Here is a 23,156-nt window from a genome sequence, read left to right on the forward strand (position 1 = left end):
GATTGGATGATGATGACCACCACGGTTTCCACCTCGCAGGCCCCGCAGGGCGGCCCGGGGCTGCTCCAGAAGCGCACCCTCGTGACTCAGATTCCCGGCCCCCGGTCGGTCGAACTGCATGCCCGCAAGACCGCCGCCGTCGCTCGCGGCGTCGGTGTCTCGCTGCCGATCTACGTGCAGGCGGCAGGTGGCGGCGTCGTTCTCGACATCGACGGCAACACGCTCATCGACCTCGGCTCGGGAATCGCCGTGACCGGGGTCGGCAACGCGGCCCCGGCAGTGGTGTCGGCGATCGTCGACCAGGTCGCCCAGTTCACGCACACCTGTTTCACCATCACCGGGTACGAGGGCTACGTCGAGGTTGCCGAACTGCTGAACGAACTCACCCCTGGCGACCACGAGAAGCGGAGTGCACTGTTCAATTCCGGTGCCGAGGCGGTCGAGAACGCCATCAAGATCGCGCGGCACTACACCGGCAGGCAGGCGGTCGTCGCCTTCGATCACGCCTATCACGGTCGCACCAACCTGACGATGGCGCTGACCGCGAAGTCGATGCCGTACAAGAGCGGGTTCGGTCCGTTCGCCCCCGAGGTGTACCGTGCACCGCTCTCGTACCCGTACCGCGACGGAGACCTCTCGGGGCCCGAGGCGGCCCGCCGGGCGATCACGCAGATCGAGAAACAGATCGGGGCCTCGAACCTGGCCGCGGTCATCATCGAGCCCATTCAGGGCGAGGGCGGATTCATCGTTCCCGCTCCGGGGTTTCTGCCGGCGCTCGCAGACTGGTCGCGGGCGAACGGCGTGGTGTTCATCGCCGACGAAGTGCAGACCGGCTTCGCACGCACGGGCGCGCTGTTCGCGTCAGAGCACGAAGGCCTGGTCGGCGACCTCCTCGTCACCGCGAAGGGCATCGCAGGGGGGCTCCCACTCTCGGCCGTCACCGGCCGAGCCGAGATCATGGATGCCGCTCACGTGGGCGGCCTCGGCGGCACCTACGGCGGCAACCCGATCGCCTGTGCCGCCGCGATCGCGACCATCCACAGCTACCTCGACGACGGGCTCGTCGAGCGGGCCCAGCACATCGAGGCCGTACTGTGTCATGACCTGGATGCGCTGAAACATGAGGATGCGCGCATCGGAGAGGTGCGCGGCCGCGGTGCGATGATCGCCATCGAACTCGTGCATCCCGAGACTCGAGAACCCGACGCCGCCCTCACCTCGCGCGTTGCGGCGGCCGCGCACGCCGAGGGCGTCATCGTGCTGACCTGCGGCACCTTCGGCAACGTCATCCGCTTTCTGCCGCCGCTGACCATCTCTGACGAATTGCTTCACGACGGCATCGCCGTGTTGCGGAAAGTACTGGCCCACTCATGACCCTCCTGCAGACACCGGCTGTCAGCCTCGCCCCCCAGCACACCTCGGCCCTCGAAGACGCCCAGGCCCAGTTGGCTGAAGCGGTGGCCGGCCTCGGCTACGACGAAGGCACCCACGCGATGCTCTCGAAATCGCGCCGGGAACTGACCGTGAGCATCCCGTTGCGCCGCGATGACGGCAGCACGCAGGTTCTCGCCGGCTACCGGGTGCAGCACAACATCTCGCGGGGGCCCGCCAAGGGCGGTCTGCGCTACAGCCCCCAGGTGACGCTCGATGAAGTGCGTGCCCTGGCGATGTGGATGACGTGGAAGTGTGCGCTGCTCGACGTTCCCTACGGCGGTGCGAAGGGCGGGATCGCGCTCGACCCACGGCTGTACAGCACGCCGGAGCTCGAACGGATCACCCGGCGCTACACCAGCGAGATCCTGCCGATCATCGGGCCCCAGCAGGACATTCCGGCGCCCGACGTCGGTACCGACGAACGCACGATGGCGTGGATCATGGACACCTACTCGGTCAGCCAGGGCCACACCGTGCCGGGTGTCGTCACCGGCAAGCCACTGAGTCTGGGCGGGTCTCTCGGGCGGGCGAGCGCGACGTCGCGCGGCGTCGTGCACATCGCCACGGCCGCTCTCCGCGGCGAGGGCATCGCGGTGGCGGGTTCGACGGCCGCCATTCAGGGCTTCGGCAAGGTCGGGCGTGATGCGGCCCGATTCCTGGCTCAGGAGGGCGCTCTGGTCGTCGCCGTGAGCGACCAGTACGGCGCCATCCACAACGCGGCCGGACTCGACATCGAGGCGCTGGCCGCCCACGTCGACACCACCGGATCTGTCGTGGGTTTCGGCTCGGCGGATGCATTCGCCGCGAACGACCTCCTCGAACTCGATGTCGACGTGCTCGTGCCCGCCGCGGTCGAGGGCGTGATCCATGAGGGCAATGCCGGACGTATTCGGGCACGCATCGTCGTCGAAGGCGCGAACGGGCCGACGTCGCGCGACGCCGACGCCATTCTGGCGTCGAACGGCGTTCTCGTCGCACCCGACATTCTCGCGAACGCCGGTGGTGTCATCGTGTCGTACTTCGAGTGGGTGCAGGCGAACCAGTCGTATCGCTGGGAGGCCCGTGACGTCGAGGCCCGGCTGGAAGAACGGATGCTCGCCGCCTGGGCCTCGGTCAACGAACACGCTCGTGCGCACGACCTCACCCTGCGCGCGGCGGCCACTCGTCTCGCCGTCGCCCGGGTCACCGAAGCCCACCGCCTGCGCGGCCTCTACCCCTGACCGTCTGCCCGCACGAACGAACATGCACGGCGCTACCCACTGCTGAGGAACCCTGATGACGATGACCACTGGAACAACCCCGCTCGAATCGGCCCTGCGCGATTCCACCCTGCGCGATTCCACCCCGCGCGAATCCGCCCTTCTCGACTCCATACCCAGCCGGCTGTACATCGGCGGCGAATGGGTCGCGGGGCAGTCCGGTGCCACGCTGAACGTCTACGACCCGGCCACGGGCGACCTGCTGAAGAGCATCGCCGACGCCGCCCCGGCCGACGGCGTCGCAGCGCTCGATGCCGCCGTCGCCGCGGCCGACGAGTGGGCAGCCACTGCTCCGCGCAGGCGGGGTGAGCTGCTGCGAAGCGCGTTCGATCTTCTGCAGCAGCGCAGAGACGATGTCGCGCTGTTGATCACGCTCGAGATGGGCAAGCCGCTGGCCGAAGCGGCCGGCGAGGTCGCATACGGCGGCGAATTCCTGCGCTGGTTCGGCGAAGAGGCCGTTCGCATCTCTGGGCGGTTCGGCCAGAATCCCGAGGGAACGGGGCAGATGATCGTGTCGCAGCGCCCCGTCGGCCCCGCTCTTCTCGTCACACCGTGGAACTTCCCGCTCGCCATGGCGACCCGCAAGATCGCCCCCGCGCTGGCGGCCGGGTGCACCGTCGTCGTGAAACCGGCTGAACTGACCCCGCTGACCACCCTCTTCGTTGCGAAGCTCTTCGAGGAGGTCGGCCTGCCCGGGGGTGTTCTGAACGTGATCACCACATCACGGTCATCCGAGGTCACCACACCGATCATCGCCGACCCGCGACTGCGCAAGCTGAGCTTCACCGGATCGACCGGCGTAGGGCGCGTGCTGATCAAACAGGCCGCCGACAACGTCTTGCGTACCTCGATGGAACTCGGCGGAAACGCGCCCTTCATCGTGTTCGGCGATGCAGACCTCGACACGGCGGTCGACGGCGCGCTGGCCGCCAAGTTCCGCAACACGGGGCAAGCCTGCACGGCAGCGAACAGGTTCATCGTGCACAGCTCGGTGGCGGCTGAGTTCGCACATCGCATAGCCGACCGGGTGAGCGAGTTCGTCGTCGGCCGGGGCACCGAGCCGGGCGTGACCATCGGGCCGCTCATCGACGAGAGGGCCGTCGACAAGGTCGACGCTCTGGTGCACGACGCCGTCGCGCGGGGCGCGAACCTGATCTCGAGGGGTCACCGGTCGCTTCGGGCGGGCAGCTTCTACGAACCGACGGTGATCACGCAGGTGCAGGGCGGCAGCGACATCCTGCGCGAAGAGATCTTCGGCCCGGTGCTCTCCATCGTCGAATTCGACGAGGATGACGAGGCGGTCGCCCTGGCCAACGACACAGAGTACGGGCTGGTCAGCTATGTCTTCACCGAGAACCTGGCGCGCGGTCAGCGGATGATCGACCGGCTCGACACCGGAATGATGGGGTTGAACGTGGGCGTGATCTCGAACGCAGCAGCGCCGTTCGGTGGCGTCAAGCAGTCTGGGCTCGGTCGCGAGGGCGGTGCGGAAGGCATTCACGAGTACCTCTCGACCAAATACACCCTCGTGCCGAGCTGAACGCAACCGTGTCGCCTGGATGGTGCCTTCGTGCGGTGCGTTGCACGCCCCCGTCAGCCCGGGAAGCTGATCGCCGAGAGGATGAGGGGCAGCTCGTTCTCGCGGGCACCGCCGTCGCGGGTGAACGTGCTGCCGTCTTCGCTGCCGGTGCCGACCATGTCGAACGAACTGATCTCGAAGGGCAGGTTGGTGGCCGTGAGTGGCGCGATGCCGTCCATGATCTGAAAGTGCAGATGGGATTCGGTGGTGTTGCCGCTGTTGCCGGTTCGCGCGACCTGCTGGCCGAGCGTCACCCTGTCGCCGACCTTCACGGTCACCGAGCCTGGCTTGAGATGCGCGTAGAACGCGTAGACGCCCTCAGACAGCTTCAGAATGACCTCGTTGCCACCGTAGTGGTCCAAGGGCAGACCGTTCTGCAATTCGTGGGGTGCGGCATCCGGAAGGTCGTTCACAACCGCGGCCACCTCGCCGTCGCCCACCGCGAGAACAGGCTGGTCGTAGGTGAAGTAGCTGGCGTTGCTGGAGGCGTCGCCCGAGAAGGTCGACTGCGCGCCGTTCTCGACGAGCGGCCGGGTCAGGTCGAACCGCGACCAGTCGATCGCGTAGCGTTCGGAGGCGTTGATGCGCCCCCCGATGGGAATGATCGAGCCGCGGTGTGGTGAGAGGCTGCAGCACGCGTTGACGGCGACCCAGTCGGGCCCCTGCAGCGGAGGCCCGACGACGACGGGATCGCCCGCACCCACCTGCGTGACCGAATGGGCCACGGCTTCGGTCGGGAAGAGTTCGGCGTAGTTGGCCTGCCCCGGCCGAACGTCGCCGAAGGTGGCGGCGATGGTCTGATCGACCTGGTTCGGAACCTCGTCTTTCGACTCGAAGGTCGTATCCATGAGGATGACGACGGTGGTGCCCGCCGGAATCTGCGAGGCAGGCTCGGGCGGGAACGGGTAGTCGCCGATGGGAATCGTGCGTGAGACGAGGTCGGCGCCCTGCAGTGTGCCGATCTGTCTGCCGCCGGCCGACGAGACGATGCTGCCGATCGTGGCCGGCCGAGGCGAGGCATTCAGCACCTGCAGCTCGTAGACCAGGTGGAACAGTCCGTCGGTGCCGTGCACGGCGACCGGGTCGCCGGCGACCGATGAGACGATCAACGGAGAGAACTCATCGTCGGTCGGCGCGCCGCTCGGAACGGCGGTCGACGGGGCGGTCACCGAAGGCGTGCCGGTCGGCGGCGTCTGCCCATCGGCGGTACACGCCGTGAGCAGACTCACGACGGTCAGGAGGCTGACCGCAATGAAGGGACGAACCGACACGGGGTAATCGTAGGGCTCGCGCTGGCCCGGGTGCAAGCGATCACGGAGCCGCATCGGTCTGGCGTGAATGCGCCACGCACCCGCTCGGAGCTGCGTCAGGAGGAGTACGAGTCGAAGAAGCTGTCGAAGTCGAAGCTGTTGCAGTCTTCGATTCTCGGCGGATTCTCCTCCCACTCAGACACTTGATCCGCGCTGCGCTCCACGGTCTCGAAGCGCACCGGGAGGTTCTGCGTGACCAGCACCGCCACGATGCCGCGCCCCACCGTCTCGAATTCGACGAATCCCGCGCCGGTCTGCAGAGCCGCAACGATGCTGGCCTGAAGGGCGGCGACGTTCTGGCCGGCGGTCAGGATGACGTCTGACCGTCGATGTGGACCTTGTGAATGTGCATGAAAACCCCGGTTCCGGTTCGTGGCTGAGCTTCACGTTCCGTGTCGCATCCGGAGTCTGGGGATAGGGCTCGAGACCGGTGAAGAATCCGATCTGCCCTCACCGTACGCCGATCCCGGCGCCACAACCGATCAGACCGAAGTTCCCAGCCCGCGTACACCGCGCCCGACACTTCGCCGGGAGGGTACTGGCGGAGTTCGCAAGCCCTGCCGCATCGCCCGTTCGGCGGCGAAGATCGGAACGTACCCGACGGTCGGGTACGAACAGAAGATCGGATGCACGATGGTTGACTTCGGAAGTTTGGGCGACAAGGCGAAAGAGTTCGCCGACAGTGACAAGGGCGAGCAGGTCACCGATGGCGCACTGCAGAAGGCCGACGACGCAGCGAGCACGGCGACGGGCGGAAAGTTCGACGACAAGATCGACGACGCCCGCACGGCGGCCGACGGCAAGATCGGCCAGTGACGGTACGAACGTAACCGTCTGAGCCAGAACTCAGCGTGCGCCGGAGATCGGCCGGCTGCCCGCTGAGTGTCTGACGGCCGGCAGCGACGACACGATCACCTCTGATGCGTCGACGTCGGCGAGGGCCTTGCGTCGCACGTCGTCGAGGTAGCTGACGTGCGTCTGGAAGGCGTCTTGTGCCTTCTTCGGGTCGCCCGCCGCAATTGCGAGGTAGATCGCTTCGTGCTGGTCTGTGACCGACTGCCGGTCGAGCAGTTCGACGAAGACGGTGTTGGTGACGGGGCGCATGAGATGCACCGACATCATCGACAGCTCGAGAATCTGGTTGCGCGCGGCGCGGGTGACCGCGGTGTGGAACTCGAGGTCGAGGTCGAGCCATTCGACGATGTCCATGTCGAGGTCGCGTGACGCCTCGACCGGCCTCGAGATCGCGGCGAGATCGTCGTCGGTGCGCCGACGCGCGGCCAGATCGACGCACTGCATCTCGAGCACCCACCGGGCCTCGTCGACATCCTGCAGCGAAACGTTGCCGGCTCGGTACCAGAGCTGTATCGAATCGCTGAGCTGTTCGGCGACCAGCGACGCCTCGGGGACGGCGACGAATGTGCCTCCTCTGCTGCCGCGCGCAGACGTCACGAGGCCGGTCGCCGAGAGAATCTTCAGGGCCTCGCGGGCCGTGGCGCGGGCGACGTCGAACAGCTCAGCCAGTTCCTGCTCGGTGGGCAGCTGCTGCCCGACGGCCCAGACACCGGTGCTGATCGCGCTTCGCAGCTGACGCGCGATCTGGCCCGACGCGTCGCGGCGTTCGAGCGGCTGGGGGTCGAACTGCTGATCGGTCACCGTCTTCTCGCTTTCTGTGGCACGGCGCACGGCCGCGGAAACACGTTCGTTACAGAGGCGTGTTCTGTTCGTAATACATCCAATGTTGAATGTCTGACATTGGACATTAGCGCGAAGCCGTGTTCTCATCCACCTTAGGAGATTTCGATGAAACTCAGACGATTGGCCCTCGCGGGGGTCGCTGTAGCAATCACCCTCATGGCGACAGCGTGCAGTGCTCCGTCGAGCCCGTCGGGTTCGGCAACCCCTGCCCAGAGCGCGGTCGCCGACAGCGACGCGATGACGGCGACGCTCGGCTACATCTCGGCGGGCCTGCCCGACATGAGCGGCAAGAAGATCGCCTACATCGCCGAATGCGCGACTGAGAACACGTACTGCCAGACTCGGCTCACCGGAGCTCAGGATGCCGCGGCGAAGATCGGCGCAGACCTCACGCTCTTCAACGCCGGCTTCGACCCGGCAGCCCAGCTGCCCCAGGTGCAGGATGCGATTCAGCGCGGATTCGACGGCTACGTCTTCTCGCCGGTCGCCGACTCGTCGGGATGCGCCGAGTTCCAACTGCTCAAGGCGACCGGCAAGCCCGTGGTGAACATCAACAGCCCGATGTGCGGCAACCCCGACTTCACAGACGGCACCGACGGGTTCGTCGCCATGCAGACCGAGTCGTTCTTCCAGGAGCATGTCGAGAACGCGTTCGCGTCGTGCACCTCTGCCTGCAAGGCGGTCGCCGTCGGCGGGTATGTCGGCAGCGACCTCTACACGCGCTGGGAGACAGCCATCACCGCAGCGAAGGCCAAGTACCCGAACGTGACGGTGGTCTCTGACCAGCCCGGCAGCTTCGACGCCGCGACCGCCCTCACGGTGGTTCAGGATGCCCTCAGCAGCAATCCCGACGTGAGCGTCGTCGTGTCGTCGTGGGATGACATGACCCGCGGCGCCGAGCAGGCCATCGTGGCCGCCGGCAAGAAGCCGGGAACGGATGTTCGCATCTACAGCGTCGGCGGCACGAAGAACGGCGTGGCCGAAGTCGCGGCGGCCACCTGGAACTCCACCACGGTTCTGCTGCCCTACGAGGAGTCGTACTACGGAGTCGTTCAGCTCGCGAATGCTCTGAAGACGGGCGACGCGACGACCGGGTTCACGTATCTCGCCGAGTCGCCTGTCGTGACCGGGGGGCCCGGCTCGATCTTCGTCACCGCCGACAACGCGTCGAAGTTCACCCCGGAGTACTGAACCGTGACCGACCAGACCATGATGCCGGAACGCCTCTTGGAGGTGAGCCACCTCACCAAGGCCTACCCGGGAGTGCGGGCCCTCACCGACGTGTCGTTCGTCGCCCACGCGGGCGAGGTTCACGGGCTGGTCGGGGAGAACGGGGCGGGTAAGTCCACCCTGCTGAAGATCATCTCGGGCGCCGTTCGGCACGACGCGGGCGCCGTCGTGATCTGCGGCACCCACCTCGCCGGAGGCGATCCTCACGAGGCCTCGGCCGCGGGGTCGGCGACCATCTACCAAGAGCTGACCATCGTGCCCGACCTCTCTGCCGTGTCGAACGTCTTTCTCGGCCACCTGCCGCAGCGCTTCGGCATTGTCGACGCTCGGCGGGCGCGGGCGGCGTTCGCCGACGCGGCCGACACCGTCGGCCTCACGGCCCGGGCGGGAGCTCGTGCGGGTGGCCTTTCGACCGCGGCGCAGCAACTGCTCGAGATCATGCGAGCGCTCGTTCTGGGCAAACGCGTGGTCATCATGGATGAGCCCACAGCCTCGCTCGGGCCCGAAGACAGCCAGAAGCTGCACGCGGTCATCCGCAGTCTGCGCGACACCGGCCACGCGGTGGTCTACGTCTCGCACGACCTCGATGCCGTGCTGGAGGTGTGCGACACGGTGACGGTGCTGCGTGAGGGCAGCGTCATCGAGACGCGACCCGCCGCAGAGTGGCAGAAGTCGTCGCTGATCAGCCGGATGCTCGGCGGGGTCACCCTCGACACCGTGGCGCCCGGGCGTCCCTCCGCCCCGGCGGGCCCCGCGCTGCTGCAGGTCTCTGGGCTGCGTGCCCCCGGGGTGCATCTCGAGCACCTCGAGCTGCGCGCCGGCGAGATCGTCGGGCTCGCGGGGCTCGTCGGTTCTGGCCGCACCCGCCTGCTGCGGGCCCTGGCCGGTGCCGAACGCGTCGACAGCGGCAGCATCACCGTGGGCGGCAGCGCCCGCCGCTGGCCCACGACCCCACGACGGGCGCTCTCGCTGGGCATCGCCCTCGCCCCCGAAGACCGCAAACACCAGGGCCTCCTGCTCGGCCGGCCGGCCGCGTGGAACGTCGCCCTCGGCCGGTTCGCCGTCGCCGCAGCGCACCGGGCGGTTCGAGCGGTGCGACTGGCCCGCTGGGCCGAGCCGGCGAGCACCCGCGTCGGATTCTCGTCGAGCCGGCTGGGCGCGCTCGCCGGGGAGCTGTCAGGCGGCAACCAGCAGAAGCTCGTGTTGGCCCGCTGGCTCAGCAGGCCGACGATCTGCCTGCTGCTCGACGAACCGACGCGCGGCATCGACATCGGAGCGAAGGCGCAGATCTTCGAAACGACCCGCGAGATCGTCGGCGAAGGCCGCGCGGTCGTCTGGTCGAGCAGCGACCTCGAAGAGGTGGTGCGTCACAGCGACCGCATTCTGGTCGTCGCGGCAGGCCGTGTCGTCGCCGAACTGCCGGGCGGGTCGACGGTGCACGACGTGCTCGAGATCTCGTATGCAGCCACGGGCGACGCCCTCGCCGAGCCCTCCGGCGCCGTCTCCAACGCTTCCGCCGGCTCCGGCCGCGCATCCACCGATTCGAAAGGCCCGGTCTGACCGATGACCTCAGCTTCTGTCACAACCCCCGGCCGGCGCGGCTCGGGGCTCACCGTCGGCGGATTTCTGCGTTCGTACGGCATCGTCGTCGCGCTGGTGATTCTCGTCGGCGCGATCACCGTGGCGCAACCGGGTTTTCTGGCCTACGGCAATCTCATGAACATCCTGAGCCAGTGGGCTCCGGTGGGCATCATGGGCATCGGCATGACCTACGTGGTGATCACCGGCGGGTTCGACCTGTCGGTTGCGGCGATCTATTCGCTCTGCGCGGTCGTCGCCGCGGCCCTGGGCCGGTCGGAGCCGCCCCTTCTGGCCTTCGCCGTGGCGCTGCTGGTGGGCCTGGTGGTGGGCATCGCCAACGGCTTCGTGGTCACCGGCCTGCGCGTGAATCCGTTCATCGCGACCCTCGGCATGTCGCTCATCATCTCCGGCGTCACGCTGGTGCTCACGGGCAACATCGCGTTCGTCGTCAACTTCGAGCCGTTCACGGTGCTCGGCACGGGCCGGATGCTCGGCATTCCCTTCTCGGGGATGCTGCTCATCGTGCTGATGGTCGTGGCCGGCCTGATTCTGGCGTACACGCCCTACGGCCAGGCGATCTACGCGGTCGGAGGCAACACCGAGGCGTCACGGCTCGCGGGCATCCGCACCTCGTTCACCACCGCGAGCAGCTATGCCCTCTCGGGGCTCTGCGCAGCGATAGCCGGCATCATCACGGCATCCCAACTGAGTTCGGCGCAGCCCAGCACCAACCAGAACCTGGTGTTCGACGTGCTCACGGTGGTCATCGTCGGCGGCACCTCGCTGACCGGCGGCAGAGGCGCCATCTGGCGCACCGCCGTGGGTGTCGCCATTCTCGCCACGTTGCAGAACGGGTTCAACCTGCTCGACATCGACGCCTACTACCAGAACATCATCAAGGGCCTCATCATCATCGCCGCCCTTGCAACGGTCGACTGGCGCCGGATGCTGCGCCGACCGGGTTCGCCCCGCACGGCGCCGCCCAGCCCGACCCCCGCCCCATCGTCAACGTCTGACACACTCACACACAGATAACAAGGAGACGCGAATGCCCATCAACGAGTCGATCGAAGAGATCACCATCGACCAGGTTCATGCCGCCTATCGGGCGAAGGAGTTCACCGTTCGCGAACTCGTGCAGGCCTATCTCGACCGCATCGAAGCGATCGACCGCACCGGGGTGAACCTCAACGCCGTCATCACGGTGTCGGCCGGCGCACTGGAGGAGGCCGATCGTCTCGACGACGCCTTCGCTGCGTCGGGCGAGCTGGCGGGCGCCCTGTTCGGAGTGCCCATCGTGGTGAAAGACCAGATCGAGACCGCCGGCATCGCCACGAGCTTCGGCAGCATCGCGTCAGGCGACTACGTGCCGGCGAACGATGCCACGGCCATCAGACGGCTGCGGGATGCCGGCGCCATCATTCTCGCGAAGACGACCATGCCCGACTTCGCCACCTCCTGGTTCTCGACCTCGTCGAAGAGCGGGCTCACCAAGAACCCCTACGACCTCGCCCGCGATCCGGGCGGATCGAGCAGCGGAACCGCCGCCGCCGTCGCGGCGAACCTCTCGCTCGTCGGAATCGGCGAAGACACCGGTGGTTCGATCCGGCTGCCGGCGTCGTTCTGCAACCTGGTGGGCCTGCGGGTGACGCCCGGACTCATCAGCCGAACGGGAATGTCATCGCTGGTCACGCCGCAGGACACGTCTGGCCCGATGGCCCGAACCGTTCTCGACGCGGCCAAGCTGCTCGACGTGCTCGTGGGCTTCGACGAGCACGACCCCTACACCGCCGCCTACGCCGTGTCTGCGCACGCGGGCAGCTACGCGGCAGAACTCGACGGGGCGACCCTCAGCGGCGTTCGCATCGGTGTACTGCGCCAGGCGTTCGGTGACGAGAACGATGCCGAAGGGGCATCCGTCAACAGCGTCATCACCGCGGCGCTCGAGCGCTACGCCGATGCGGGAGCCGAGCTCGTCGACGTCGAGATCGACGAGCTCGACCACTACGTCGGCTTCACCTCGCTCTACACGACGCGGTCGCTCAGCGACATGAACGCGTTCGTCGGGCAGCGGCCCGAGCTCGGCATCGAGTCGATGCAGGCCATTCAGGCCGAGGGGGCATACCACCCGAAGCTCGACCTGCTCGAGGCGATCGTCGCCGGGCCGGTCGACCCGAAAGACGACCCCGACTACCTCGACCGGCTCATCGCCCAGGGCGTCTTTCAGCGCAGCGTCATCGGAGTCATGGCTTCGAAGGGAATCGACGCGATCGTCTTTCCCGATGTGCGGCTGCCTGCGCCGAGCCACGACGACGTGATGTCTGACCGCTGGACGTGCCTGACGTACCCGACGAACACGGTGATCGCTTCGCAGCTGCTCATGCCTGCCATCACGGTGCCCGCGGGCTTCACGCCGAACGGGCTGCCGGTGGGCATCGAGTTCATGACGGTTCCGTACTCAGAGGCCGCGCTGCTGAAGATCGCCCGCGGCGCCGAAGTCGCCGTCGGCGCGCGTCGTCGTCCGTCGCTCGCAACCCCCGCGCTGTGACTGCACCGGGCCTTGCTGCGCGCGGCACAGCCGAGATCACGCTGAACTCAGACATGGGCGAATCGATCGGCATCCACAGCTTCGGCAACGACGAAGCGCTGCTGACCCTCGTCGACACGATCAACGTCGCGTGCGGCATGCACGCCGGCGACCCCGGCTCGATGAAGCTCATTGTGCAACGTGCGCTGGCGGCCGGAGTCACCGTGGGCGCGCACCCGGGTCTGCCCGACATCGTCGGGTTCGGGCGTCGGGCGATGGCACTGAGCGCAGACGAAGTGCGCGACCTCGTTCGATACCAGGTCGGTGCGCTCGTCGCCTTTCTCGACGCTGCGGGTGGGGTTCTGCACCACATCAAACCGCACGGAGCGCTCTTCGCGATGGTGTCGCGTGACGAAGAGCTGATGGATGCGGTCTGCGACGTGGCCGTGCAGTACCAGGTTCCCGTGTTCGGTCTGGCCGGTACCTTCCATGAGAGCGTCGCCCGACGCCGTGGACTGCCGTTCGTCTCCGAGTTCTACGTCGACCTGGACTACACCGACGACGGCAACATCGTCGTCAACAGGCACAGCGCCTCGACCGACCTCGAACTGGTGGCGCTGCGAGCCGACCGTGCCCTGCAGAGCGGAACGGCCGCCTCGGTGACCGGATCGAGCCTGCCGGTTCGGGTCGACTCGTTCTGCATCCACTCCGACCTTCCCAACGCAGCGGCAGTCGCCGAAACGGTGCGCGCGGCCCTCCATCGGTTGGTCTCACCCGAGACGCGCTAGGCGCTTTCGCTCTTCTGGCCGCTGCGGCGGCCGCGGATGAACGAGACGACCACGGGGCCGATGGAGACGACCGCGATGATCACCGCGATGATCTCGACATTGTTCGCCACGAGCGGGATGCCGCCCAGAAAGTAGCCCGCCAGAGTGAGAACGAGCGCCCATGCGACACCGCCGATGGTGTTCCAGACGAGAAAGCCCCGGAAGGGCATCTTCGACATGCCGACGACGGGGGGCACGTACGTGCGCACGATGGGCACGAACCGAGCGAGCACGAGCGAGCGGCCGCCGTACTTCGTGAAGAACGCGTCGGCCTCGTTCAGGTAGCGCGTCTTGAAGATGCGGGCATCCGGTCTGAACAGGCGAGGCCCGAAGCGTCTGCCGATGTGGTAGCCGGTCTGGTCACCCAGCACGGCGGCGACAGCGGTGCCGAGCACAAGCACCCAGAGCGGCAGGCCGAGGGGCACCGAGAGCAGCGCGGCGGTGAAGACGAGAGTGTCGCCGGGCAGAAACGGAAAGAGCAGGCCGGTCTCGATGAAGACGATCACCATGACGACGACCATGACCCAGGGGCCCGCGCCTTCGAGGAGGGCGGTGGGGTTCAGCAGGTTCACTCGGTGGCCAATGCTCGGGCAGATCGCGTCAGGGTCGATTCCACGCTAGGAGAGCGCCGAGTTCAGCGAATCGGCCGTGCGAATGACCTTCGGGCGGGCGCGTACACCGTTGTGATGACGCGGGCGGAGGTGCGAGGTGACCGAAGGGGGCAGCAGCCGCTTACCCGATGCCCGACGTGCCGAGCAGTGAGCCGATCACGAACGTGGCCACGAGGGCGAGGGCCCCGCCGAACAGCACGCGCAGGGTGGCGCGAACCACTCGACTGCCTCCGAGCACCGCGCCGGTGACGCCGGTAGCCGCGAGGGCGATGAGCACGACGCCGAAGGTGACGGCCACGCGCACCGTCTCTGGCGGCAGCAGAATCGCCAACAGGGGCAGGATTCCGCCGACGATGAACGACAGAGCGGATGCTCCGGCTGCTGCCCACGGACTCACGACGTCATCCTCATCGAGGTTGAGCTCCATGGCCAGGTGGGCTTTGAGGGCGTTCTTCGCGGTGAGTTCGACGGCGACCTGCCGGGCGGTCTGCGGCGACAGGCCCTGGTCTTCGTAGAGGGCCGCCAGTTCATCCAGCTCGCCCGCCGGGTCGTCGTGCAGTTCGACGCGCTCCTTCTCGATGAGGGCGTTCTGCGAGTCGCGCTGGCTGCTCACCGACACGTACTCGCCGAGCGCCATCGAGATGGCCCCGCCGACCAGCGCGGCAGACCCGGCCGCCACGACGGCCGCCGTCGGTGCATTCGCGCTCGCGACGCCGACGACGATGGCTGCCACAGAGACGATGCCGTCGTTCGCGCCGAGAACGCCGGCGCGCAGCCAGTTCAGCCGGCCCGCCAGGCTACCGGAGTGCGGTTCGACGCGTGTCATCCGTTGCCACCGTTTCCGTTGCCGTTGCCGTTCCCGTTCCCGTTGTTCCCGTTCCCGTTGCCGTTCCCGTTCCCGTTCCCGTTCCCGTTCCCGTTCCCGTTCCCGTTGTTCCCGTTGTTGGCGTTCCCATTTCCGTTCCCGTTCCCGTTCCCGGTGTCGCCGGTCGCGGGGGTCGTCGTGGCGGACGTGGGGGTCGGCGCCGGCACCGGGGCGTCGGTTGTCGTGTCGGCGGGCGGCGAGGTCGTCGGTTCGGTCGTCGCTACGGGCTCGACCTCGGTGGTCGCGCCCTGGTCGGCAGGGGGCGCACTCGTGGCGGGAGCCGTCGTGGTAACGGGCGCCGGCTGATTCGACTCCGACGTCACCGCCGACGGCAGCAGCATCGCCCCCGCCCAGATGGCACCGGCCAGAACGACGACCGCCGCTCCGATCAGGATGCCCGGCCGGAGCCCGCGACGTCGCACCGGTTCGACCGGTTCGACCGGTTCGATGGGTTCGACCGGTCCGACGGGTTCGACCGGTCCGAGGGATTCGATCGGTTCAGCGACGACCTCGGGCAGCCTGCGTGTCGGAGGAGCCATCGCGACGGTGACCTGCTCCTCGTCTGTCGACGGCGAGCCGCCCTGCCACTCAGCCAGGTCGGGGGCGATCTGCCGCGACTGCTGGGCGACGCCGAGGGCGCTCGGTCGAGCCTCGGGCGAGCGGGCGGTCATCCGGGTGAGGAGCGACACCCACTGGGCCGGCAGGTCGTCGCTCACCACGGGATCTCGGGATGCCCGTGCACTCATCGACTCGACGACGGTGCCGGGGTACTCGCGGTGCCCCGAGAGGCTCTCGAGAATGACGAGGCCGAGGGCGTACACGTCGGCCTCTGGGCCGGGAGGCGCGCCTTCGGCCTGCTCAGGGCTCAGGTACGAGGCAGTTCCGACGATGGTTCCGGCGGTGGTCATGCGGTCTGTGCCGACCAGGTGGGCGATTCCGAAGTCGGTCAGTTTTGCCCGGTACGGCGCCGATGCGACGCCGGTGGGGGAGAGCAGAATGTTGGCCGGCTTCAGATCGCGGTGCACGATGCCCTGGGCGTGCATCGCAGCCAGAGCGTCTGCGATGTCGGTGGTCACCTGGGCGGCGATCGCTCCGCGCAGGGGCCCGTGGTCGAGAGTGGTGCGCAGGTCGGGCCCGTCGACGAGTTCCATCACGACGAAGCTCGACGCGGCCGAGTCAGCCGAGGCCAGGTGGGCGTCGTACATCGTGACCAGGTTCGGATGGTTCAGCCTGGCGAGTACGTCGACCTCGCTTCGTCGGCGCTGGTCGTCGCGGGCCTCGCCCGAATGGAAGATCTTGACGGCGACCCTGCGGCCGAGCTGGCTGTCGAGCGCTTCGTAGACCGTCGACATGCCGCCGGAGCCGATGCGTGAGGTGATCGCATACCGCCCCGCGAGGTTCGTGCCGACGGGGTCGCCATCGTCAGACGCCATGGCTTCCTCTCTGGCGCGGGGAATCGTGTCGGTAGCTGGGTATGCGCCGATTCGCTAGGCAAACTAGCGAATCGTGACGGAGACTAGAGGTCGTGACTGGCACATTCGACTTCAGCGATCTCGTCAGAGCAGACTCTAACCCAGCTGCAGCCGACGCGCACGACGAAGCGAATGTGCTCGAGGCGCTGCACATGTATCGTGCGGCCGAAGCGGCTATGCGGCGCCGCACGGGCACGGCGATGGGGCTCGGCGAGAACGACCTTCTGGCGCTGCGGTTCATTCTCGACCAGAGGGCCGCCGGGCATCCTGTGGCCTCGAAAGACGTCACGAGATACCTCGGCATCTCGAGCGCTTCGACCACCGTCTTGCTCAGGCGGCTCGAGTCGGGCGGGTTCGTCGAGCGCCGCGAGAACCTCGCGGATCGGCGGTCGAGCGAGATCGTGCCGACCCCTGCGGCAGAGGGTGACACCGGCCCCATGCTCGCCGTTGCTCAGAACAGCATGGCCACGGCCATCCAGACCCTGACCGTCGACGAGGCTCGCACGGTCGCCCGGTTTCTGACGCTGATGCGCCAGACGGTCGACTCGATCGGTTCCTCCAGTTAGTCACGCGTGGCACAGCGCCGTCGTGTTTGTCAAGCAATTGCTAGATCACTGAACTAGTTGTTAGCATCGCTTGACTCTCACCCGTGAGTCGATTTCAGGCTCGCACTCGGCGAGCAGACTGAGAAAAGGTAGGCCCCATGAACATCCTCGTCGCGATCATCGCCATCATCGCCATCATCCTGTTGATCACCGGAGGCATCGCACACACCCTGAACTTCCTCATCTGGGTCGGTGTCGTTCTACTGGTCATCGCGCTCATCGTCTTCCTGCTGCGTTTCATCACCGGCAACCGCCGCGTCTGACCGCGCCGCCAGACCCGTTCGCGCTGAACCAACAACGCGCTGAACCAACAGTGCGCCGAACCAACAGAGAGAGAACAGAGCATGAGTCTCGGATCAGGAATCTTCTTGTTCGTCGTAGGGGCCATTCTGGCGTTCGCGCTCGACATCCAGGTGTCGTGGATCGACCTGCACCTCGTCGGCTACATCCTCATGGCTGCCGGGGTCGTGGGCATCATCCTCGGCATCGTGCTCATCACGAGGCGGCGCCAGACGACCATGACCACGCGGTCGGGCGTCGATCCCGTCAGCGGTGACCAGGTCTCGCGGCGCACCGTCGATCGCGACGACCCGCTCGTCTGAGCGGAGCCACGGCGGGACCCTGCGAGACCCGGTCAGAACGCCAGTTCGCTGGCACCATTACCGACCGGATGTGCGCCAGCAACCGCGTCTGTCGTGGGGTGGGTCGGTTGGAGCGACTGGACCGGGTCGCCGCAGGGGGGTATAACGGATGCTGCGACGCGCGGGCGTCGCGACCGGTGTCGCCGACGAAGGCGGGGGAGCCACATGCCGTTTGCAGATCTGGTGCTCGAGGGTGGGGGCGTGAAGGGCTCCGGGCTGGTCGGCGCGGTCGCCGCGCTGCAGGCGGGCGACGACCCCTACGTCTTCAAGCGCTACGCCGGAACCTCGGCCGGGGCCATCGTCGCGGCCCTGCTCGCCGCGGGGTACACCACCGACGAGCTCAAGGTGGTGATGGATGAACTCGACTTCATTCTCTTCGAAGACCTGCCCAAGGCGTTCCGGATGACCGCCGGCACCAAGAAGGCCGGGTCGATCATCGGGCTCGTGTTCCGCCGGGGCATGTACCGCACCGCTTTCATGCACTCGTGGATCGCCGACAAGCTGAAGGCGAAGGGCGTGGTCACCTGGGCCGACCTCAAGCAGGACGATCCGGGCAGCGCGCTGCCACCCGAGCAGCGGTACCGGCTGGTCGTGATGGTCTCCGACGTGTCGGCCGGCAAGATGCGCCGCATTCCGTGGGCGTTCGCGCCCGAGTACGGCGTCGACCCCGACGACCGGCTCGTCGCCGACGCCGTGACGGCTTCGGCCTCGATTCCCTTCTTCTTCCGCCCATTCTCGTTCGCCCGCGCGAAGGGGTCGGCGATGATCGTCGACGGCGGCCTGCTCTCGAACTACCCCATCGACATCTTCGATCGGCCCGACCCTGAGAACTCCCGCTGGCCGACGATCGGGGTGAAGCTGTCGGCGCGCGAGACGGCGGTCGCCGATGAAGACAATGTGACGAACTCGATTCTGAAGTTCGCGGTCTCGGTGCTGCGCACCCTGCTGGGCGCGCACGACCGCGCCTACATCTCGAACCCCGCCTTCGCGTCGCGCACCGTCTTCGTCGACACCACCGGATACTCGGCCACCCAGTTCGACCTGACCGCGGCCGACAAGGCGACCCTCTACGACAACGGCCGGTCGAGTGGTGAGGCGTTCCTGAGGTGCTGGGACTGGGAGCTGTGGAAGAAGGGGAACTACGCGCCGATCATCGCCGGCACCCCGCGCGCCTAGGCGATACGGATGAGTTTCTTGTTGACGAACTCGTCGAGCGCGAAGCGCCCGAGCTCGCGGCCCGAGCCCGAGCGCTTGACCCCGCCGAAGGGCAGCTCGGCGGCGTCGCCGAGCACGAGGTTGATCCACACCATGCCGGCGTCGATGGCGTCGGCCACGCGCAGCGCCTGGTTGGGGTCGGTCGTGTAGACGTACGAGCCGAGCCCGAAGGGCGTGTCGTTCGCGAGACGCACCGCCTCGTCTTCTGTCGCGACCCGGTAGAGGGTGGCCACGGGGCCGAAGAACTCCTCGTGGTACGCGTCCATCTGCGGTGACACGTCGGCGAGCACGGTCGGGCCGAAGTAGTTGCCCGAGCGGGTGCCGGCGGCCAGCACGGTGGCGCCCTGCTGCTCAGCGCGTTCGACCTGTTCGGCGAGACGGTCGGTGGCGGCATCCGACGAGAGCGGGCCGAGCAGCGTACCGTCGGCCAGCGGGTCGGCGGGCTGGGCGGCGGTGAACGCGGCGGTGAACTTCTCGGCGAACTCGTCGTAGAGGCCGTCGATCACCACGAAGCGCTTGGCGGCGTTGCACGACTGCCCGTTGTTGTCGAGACGGGCGTTCACGGCATCCTGAACCGCGCTGTCGATGTCGTCGGTCGAGAGCAGGATGAACGGGTCTGAGCCACCCATCTCGAGCACCACCTTCTTGAGGTGCCGACCGGCGATCTCGGCGACGGCAGAACCGGCACGCTCAGACCCGGTGACCGATACGCCCTGCACGCGCGGGTCGGCGATGACCGTCGCGATCTGGTCGTTGCTGGCGAAGATGTTCGCGTAGACGCCGTCGGGCGCGCCCACCGCGGCGGCGGCCTCGGTGAAGATCGCGGCGATCGCGAGAGCCGACTCGGGGCACTGCGGGGCGTGCTTCAGCAGGATGGCGTTGCCGACGACGATGTTCGGGCCGGCGAAGCGGGCCACCTGGTAGTACGGAAAGTTCCACGGCATGATGCCGAGCAGCACGCCGAGACCCTGGCGCCTGACGATGGCCGAACCGGTGCCCTCCTCGAGCTCGATCGGCTCGTCGGCGAGATACTGCTCGCCGTTGTCGACGTAGTACTGGTAGATCGCGGCGGCGAAGTCGACCTCGCCGAGGGCCTGGTCGAGCGGTTTGCCCATCTCGCGCACCACGATCCCGGCCAGCTCGTCGCGCCGCTCGGTGTGCAGCTGCGCCACCTTCGCGATCAGCGCGGCACGTTCGGCCACGCTCACCCGGCGCAGCCAGCTCTCGAACGCCGACGAGGTCGACGCGAGCGCGTCTGCGAGCTCGGCGTCGGTGGCCGTGGCGTACTCCTTCAGGGTCTCGCCGGTGGCGGGATTGACGACGGCATACACACTCATACTGAAACCTCCTCGTTCACATGGCGAAGGCTCGCCACGGTCTCTTCTGCCAGCCGACGGCCGACGCGGATGGCGCCGTCGACGTGCTGGTACCCCTCGGCGGCGACGTCACTCGAGCCGAATCGCAGCGGCCCGACGGGCTCGAGCTGCAGCGCGCCGTACCGCGTGAGCCCACCGAGGTCGAAGCTCGCGGCGTAGGCTCCCTGCGTCCACTCCTCGGCCGCCCAGTCGCTCTCGAAGTAGACGACCGGGTCGAGTGCCCGCTCACCGTAGTAGGCGGCGAGCGAGCTCAAGATGCGCTGCCTGCGCTCGGCGGCCGGCAGCGCGAGCAGTCTGTCGGCCTTCTCGTCTGAGACGAAGCCCACCAGCGTGCCGCGCGTCTCGCCGAAGTTCGTGTTGTCGTAGGCCTCGTGCACGACCTGGTACGGGCTGAAGGCGGTGGCCGACAGGCCGTCTTCGCGCCAGAACGGGGTCTCGTAGCTGGCGTGCACCTTGATCACCAGGCCGAGCGACTGGTGCTGCTGAGACTGCTGGCGCAGGCGGGGCAGAGGGGGGGCGTACTCGATGCGGTTCTGCAGGTTCGGCGGCACCGCCACGATCACCCGGCGTGCGGTCACCGTGAGGTCGTCGGTCACCACCTCGACCGGCTCGCCCTCGACGGCATCGTCGGGCAGGGCCGCGTTCGACCAGCGGATGCGGCGCACGGGCTGCCCGAGTCGCAGGTCGTCTGGCGACAGCTGCCCGGCGAGGGTCAGCGGAACCTGCTGCAGGCCCCCGATCACCCGCCTGTCGAGGATGAAGTCGGCGTCGACGAGGTGACTGAAGCTGCCGGCGCTCGCCGCCATGAGCAGCGCCTGCAGCAACGAGAAGGAGTGCGCGGGCTTGGTGAGCATGGCGTCGGCGATGAACAGGGCGATGTTCTCCCGCGCTTCGGCGTCGTCGCTCTGCTGTTCGAGCCACGAGCGGAACGAGACGTGGTCGAACTCGGCTGCGTGGGGGTGCTTCCACGGCGCCGCCGGGTCGATCTCGGCCACCAGGGCGTCGAGCGTCACGATCAGGCGCTCGATCTCGGCCTTCGTGTGCTCGCTCGCCGGAAAGATGTCGCCCGTGAAGCGCCTGGCAACGCCGTCGGCGCCGATGTACACGCTGTCACCGTCGCGGTAGCGCTCGTAGGTCTGCAGGTTCAGCTCGTCGAGGGTCTCGAGCAGCGCCGTCTGGTCGGGCGAGACCCACTGGCCGCCGATCTCGTAGAGCTGGCCGTCGATGCGGTCTGTCCAGAGCCGCCCGCCGACGCGGTCGCGCGCCTCGAGCACAATGACCGACAGGCCGCTCCGCTGCAACTGAACGGCGGCGGTCAGCCCGGTCGCCCCCGCCCCGACGATGACGACGTCACGCTCTAAGTGCTGCACTTCTACTCATTTCGCATAAAAAGACGCGTTTCGGTAACGAATCCGCATTCATATTCTCATATCACTGCGCTTTTCGGAACATCACGCCCCGCTCTGCCGCGCAGAAGATGACGCGGTCATGCACCCGCGCCACCCGGAAGGCCCGCCGCGCCGAGCCGGGTTGCCGCGCGGGAGCGGGCCCGCTGCTGTTCGAGAGCCGCGTCGAAGTCGGCCCGCCAGTCGGGGTACACGTCGATGCCGAGGCGCAGCGCCTCTTCGACGCTCAGTTCTTTAGGAAAACCGCTCGTGTCTGAGAGCACGAACACGTCGTGCCCCGTCATCGTCTGCCCGGCGAAGCCGGCGACCGCAGCGAGGCCGGCGGCGAGCGTGCGCCGGAAGGCCCGCTCCTCTCTGACCAGCACCTCGATGACCTCGGCGCGGCGCTCGCGCACCTCGGGGTAGTCGTCGGCGTAGAGGTCGGCGATCACCGGAACGATCTCGCCGAAGAAGTTCTCGTTCAACCCCAGCGACAGCGCGAACCGGATGGCCCGACGCAGCAGGCGGCGCATCACGTAGCCCTGCTCTTTGTTCGAGGGGCGCACGCCGTCGACGGCCAGAAACGTCGCACCGCGCAGGTGGTCGACGATGATGCGCATCGAGGTGGTCTCGTCGTCGTAGCTGCGCCCGGTGAGCTGCTGCAGCTTCTCGACGATGGGCCAGAGCAGGCTGATGCGAAACACATCAGACGAGTGGATGGCGGCCGCCGCAATGCGCTCCAACCCGCCTCCGAAGTCGACGTTGCGGCGAGCCAGGGGCTCGAACGAGCCGTCGGCGAGCCGCCGGTACTGCATGAAGACCTGGTTGCCGATCTCCATGTACTGGCCGCTGTCACTGGCCGGGTGCGCCCTGCCGTAGGCCGGGTCGTGGTGCTCGGCTCCGAAGTCGTAGAACACCTCACTGTCGGGCCCGCAGGGGTCGCCAATGGGTGTGCCGACGAGCGAGCCGCCGCGCGACCACCAATTCTCACCGCCGTCGTAGAAGAAGATGCGCTCGCCCGCGTGAACGCCCCGGGCATCCCCGTCGGCCTGGCTGCCGATCGCCACGATGCCGGCCTCGATGCCGCGCTCGGCGAAGACGGCCTGCCAGATGCGTGCGGCCTCGTCGTCGCGCGGAATACCGTAGGCCTCGTCGCCGAGGAAGCAGGTCACCGACAGCCGCTCGGGGTCGAGGCCGACGATGTCGACCAGAAACTCGAAGAACTGCCTGATCTGCTGCTCTTTGAAATAGTCGCCGAGGCTCCAGTTGCCGAGCATCTCGAAGAAGGTGGTGTGCCGGTTGTCACCGACGTCTTCGATGTCTTGGGCGCGCACACACGGCTGGCTGTCGGTGAGGCGTACGCCGTCGGGATGCGGCTCGCCCAGCAGGTACGGCAGCAGGGCCTGCATGCCGCTGCCGGTGAAGAGTGTGCTCGTGTCTGCGGGAACGAGGTCGGCGGGTGGGATGACCGTGTGGCCCCTGCTCTCGAGGTACTGCAGAAACGAGTTGCGGATCTCGTGGGCGTCCATGCCCTTAGAATC

Annotated in this window: 22 protein-coding genes; 13 read left to right on the top strand and 9 right to left on the bottom strand. The window is 67.6% G+C overall.

Features of this window, described 5'->3' with window-relative positions:
• Positions 1-12 precede the first annotated feature (12 nt).
• From gabT to V3W46_RS08795, 3 genes are all read left to right on the top strand, one after another.
• Positions 13-1,374: a 4-aminobutyrate--2-oxoglutarate transaminase gene (gabT, locus tag V3W46_RS08785; protein ID WP_331782717.1), complete on the top strand. Its 1,362-nt coding sequence runs from the start codon at positions 13-15 to the stop codon at positions 1,372-1,374.
• The gene (locus tag V3W46_RS08790; protein WP_331782718.1) at positions 1,371-2,654 is read left to right on the top strand and encodes a Glu/Leu/Phe/Val family dehydrogenase; all 1,284 of its coding nucleotides are present in this window, start codon (positions 1,371-1,373) and stop codon (positions 2,652-2,654) included. The genes gabT and V3W46_RS08790 overlap by 4 nt, the downstream gene beginning before the upstream one ends.
• Positions 2,655-2,715: 61 nt before the next feature.
• Positions 2,716-4,233, top strand: coding sequence for an NAD-dependent succinate-semialdehyde dehydrogenase (locus tag V3W46_RS08795; protein ID WP_331782860.1), 1,518 nt, complete (start codon positions 2,716-2,718; stop codon positions 4,231-4,233).
• A 53-nt stretch (positions 4,234-4,286) separates the two neighbouring features.
• On the opposite strand, the gene V3W46_RS08800 is transcribed toward V3W46_RS08795, so the two are convergent.
• Together V3W46_RS08800 and V3W46_RS08805 are read right to left on the bottom strand one after the other, a co-directional pair.
• Positions 4,287-5,543, bottom strand: coding sequence for a M23 family metallopeptidase (locus V3W46_RS08800; RefSeq protein WP_331782719.1), 1,257 nt, complete (start codon positions 5,541-5,543; stop codon positions 4,287-4,289).
• Between the two features lie 95 nt (positions 5,544-5,638).
• Positions 5,639-5,806, bottom strand: a complete 168-nt coding sequence (locus tag V3W46_RS08805; RefSeq protein WP_331782720.1) for a hypothetical protein — start codon at positions 5,804-5,806, stop codon at positions 5,639-5,641.
• A gap of 409 nt (positions 5,807-6,215) precedes the next feature.
• On the opposite strand from V3W46_RS08805, the gene V3W46_RS08810 reads away from it, so the two are divergent.
• The gene (locus V3W46_RS08810) at positions 6,216-6,398 is read left to right on the top strand and encodes an Rv0909 family putative TA system antitoxin (RefSeq protein ID WP_331782721.1); all 183 of its coding nucleotides are present in this window, start codon (positions 6,216-6,218) and stop codon (positions 6,396-6,398) included.
• A 30-nt stretch (positions 6,399-6,428) separates the two neighbouring features.
• On the opposite strand, the gene V3W46_RS08815 is transcribed toward V3W46_RS08810, so the two are convergent.
• Positions 6,429-7,238, bottom strand: coding sequence for a FadR/GntR family transcriptional regulator (locus tag V3W46_RS08815; RefSeq protein WP_331782722.1), 810 nt, complete (start codon positions 7,236-7,238; stop codon positions 6,429-6,431).
• Between the two features lie 147 nt (positions 7,239-7,385).
• On the opposite strand from V3W46_RS08815, the gene V3W46_RS08820 reads away from it, so the two are divergent.
• From V3W46_RS08820 to pxpA, 5 genes are read left to right on the top strand one after another with little or no spacing between them, the layout of a single operon-like run.
• The gene (locus V3W46_RS08820) at positions 7,386-8,471 is read left to right on the top strand and encodes a sugar ABC transporter substrate-binding protein (protein WP_331782723.1); all 1,086 of its coding nucleotides are present in this window, start codon (positions 7,386-7,388) and stop codon (positions 8,469-8,471) included.
• 3 nt (positions 8,472-8,474) lie between these two features.
• Positions 8,475-10,070 carry a sugar ABC transporter ATP-binding protein gene (locus tag V3W46_RS08825; RefSeq protein WP_331782724.1) on the top strand — a complete coding sequence of 532 codons (1,596 nt, stop codon included), beginning with the start codon at positions 8,475-8,477 and terminating at the stop codon, positions 10,068-10,070.
• A 3-nt stretch (positions 10,071-10,073) separates the two neighbouring features.
• Positions 10,074-11,126: an ABC transporter permease gene (locus V3W46_RS08830; protein WP_331782725.1), complete on the top strand. Its 1,053-nt coding sequence runs from the start codon at positions 10,074-10,076 to the stop codon at positions 11,124-11,126.
• 13 nt (positions 11,127-11,139) lie between these two features.
• Positions 11,140-12,639 (top strand): amidase, encoded by a 1,500-nt coding sequence (locus V3W46_RS08835; protein WP_331782726.1) that lies wholly within the window; start codon positions 11,140-11,142, stop codon positions 12,637-12,639.
• Positions 12,636-13,406: a 5-oxoprolinase subunit PxpA gene (gene pxpA, locus V3W46_RS08840; RefSeq protein WP_331782727.1), complete on the top strand. Its 771-nt coding sequence runs from the start codon at positions 12,636-12,638 to the stop codon at positions 13,404-13,406. Before V3W46_RS08835 ends, pxpA begins: the two co-directional genes overlap by 4 nt.
• Here pxpA and V3W46_RS08845 read toward each other — a convergent pair.
• The 3 genes from V3W46_RS08845 to V3W46_RS08855 form a co-directional block, all read right to left on the bottom strand.
• Positions 13,403-14,017, bottom strand: a complete 615-nt coding sequence (locus V3W46_RS08845; RefSeq protein ID WP_331782728.1) for a VTT domain-containing protein — start codon at positions 14,015-14,017, stop codon at positions 13,403-13,405. The two genes, pxpA and V3W46_RS08845, sit on opposite strands and share 4 nt — an antisense overlap.
• 160 nt (positions 14,018-14,177) lie before the next feature.
• On the bottom strand, positions 14,178-14,882 hold the full coding sequence (locus V3W46_RS08850) for a VIT1/CCC1 transporter family protein (RefSeq protein WP_331782729.1): 705 nt from the start codon (positions 14,880-14,882) through the stop codon (positions 14,178-14,180).
• Entirely contained in the window at positions 14,879-16,354 is a 1,476-nt protein-coding gene (locus V3W46_RS08855) for a serine/threonine-protein kinase (RefSeq protein WP_331782730.1), read from the bottom strand. Before V3W46_RS08855 ends, V3W46_RS08850 begins: the two co-directional genes overlap by 4 nt.
• A gap of 92 nt (positions 16,355-16,446) precedes the next feature.
• On the opposite strand from V3W46_RS08855, the gene V3W46_RS08860 reads away from it, so the two are divergent.
• The 4 genes from V3W46_RS08860 (at position 16,447) to V3W46_RS08875 (ending at position 18,815) form a co-directional block, all read left to right on the top strand.
• Complete coding sequence (locus V3W46_RS08860; RefSeq protein ID WP_331782731.1) at positions 16,447-16,959, top strand: MarR family winged helix-turn-helix transcriptional regulator; 513 nt, start codon at positions 16,447-16,449, stop codon at positions 16,957-16,959.
• A gap of 137 nt (positions 16,960-17,096) precedes the next feature.
• Positions 17,097-17,261 carry a hypothetical protein gene (locus V3W46_RS08865; RefSeq protein WP_331782732.1) on the top strand — a complete coding sequence of 55 codons (165 nt, stop codon included), beginning with the start codon at positions 17,097-17,099 and terminating at the stop codon, positions 17,259-17,261.
• An 81-nt stretch (positions 17,262-17,342) separates the two neighbouring features.
• Entirely contained in the window at positions 17,343-17,600 is a 258-nt protein-coding gene (locus V3W46_RS08870; protein ID WP_331782733.1) for a DUF6458 family protein, read from the top strand.
• 204 nt (positions 17,601-17,804) lie between these two features.
• Complete coding sequence (locus V3W46_RS08875; RefSeq protein ID WP_331782734.1) at positions 17,805-18,815, top strand: patatin-like phospholipase family protein; 1,011 nt, start codon at positions 17,805-17,807, stop codon at positions 18,813-18,815.
• On the opposite strand, the gene V3W46_RS08880 is transcribed toward V3W46_RS08875, so the two are convergent.
• From V3W46_RS08880 to V3W46_RS08890, 3 genes are all read right to left on the bottom strand, one after another.
• Positions 18,812-20,191: an NAD-dependent succinate-semialdehyde dehydrogenase gene (locus tag V3W46_RS08880; protein ID WP_331782735.1), complete on the bottom strand. Its 1,380-nt coding sequence runs from the start codon at positions 20,189-20,191 to the stop codon at positions 18,812-18,814. The genes V3W46_RS08875 and V3W46_RS08880 overlap by 4 nt on opposite strands.
• Positions 20,188-21,600, bottom strand: a complete 1,413-nt coding sequence (locus tag V3W46_RS08885) for a flavin monoamine oxidase family protein (RefSeq protein WP_331782736.1) — start codon at positions 21,598-21,600, stop codon at positions 20,188-20,190. The genes V3W46_RS08880 and V3W46_RS08885 overlap by 4 nt, the downstream gene beginning before the upstream one ends.
• Positions 21,601-21,716: 116 nt before the next feature.
• Positions 21,717-23,144, bottom strand: a complete 1,428-nt coding sequence (locus tag V3W46_RS08890; RefSeq protein ID WP_331782737.1) for an alanine--tRNA ligase-related protein — start codon at positions 23,142-23,144, stop codon at positions 21,717-21,719.
• Between the last annotated feature and the right edge of the window lie 12 nt (positions 23,145-23,156).

This window comes from Subtercola sp. YIM 133946, assembly GCF_036553535.1.
Taxonomy (GTDB): domain Bacteria; phylum Actinomycetota; class Actinomycetes; order Actinomycetales; family Microbacteriaceae; genus Subtercola.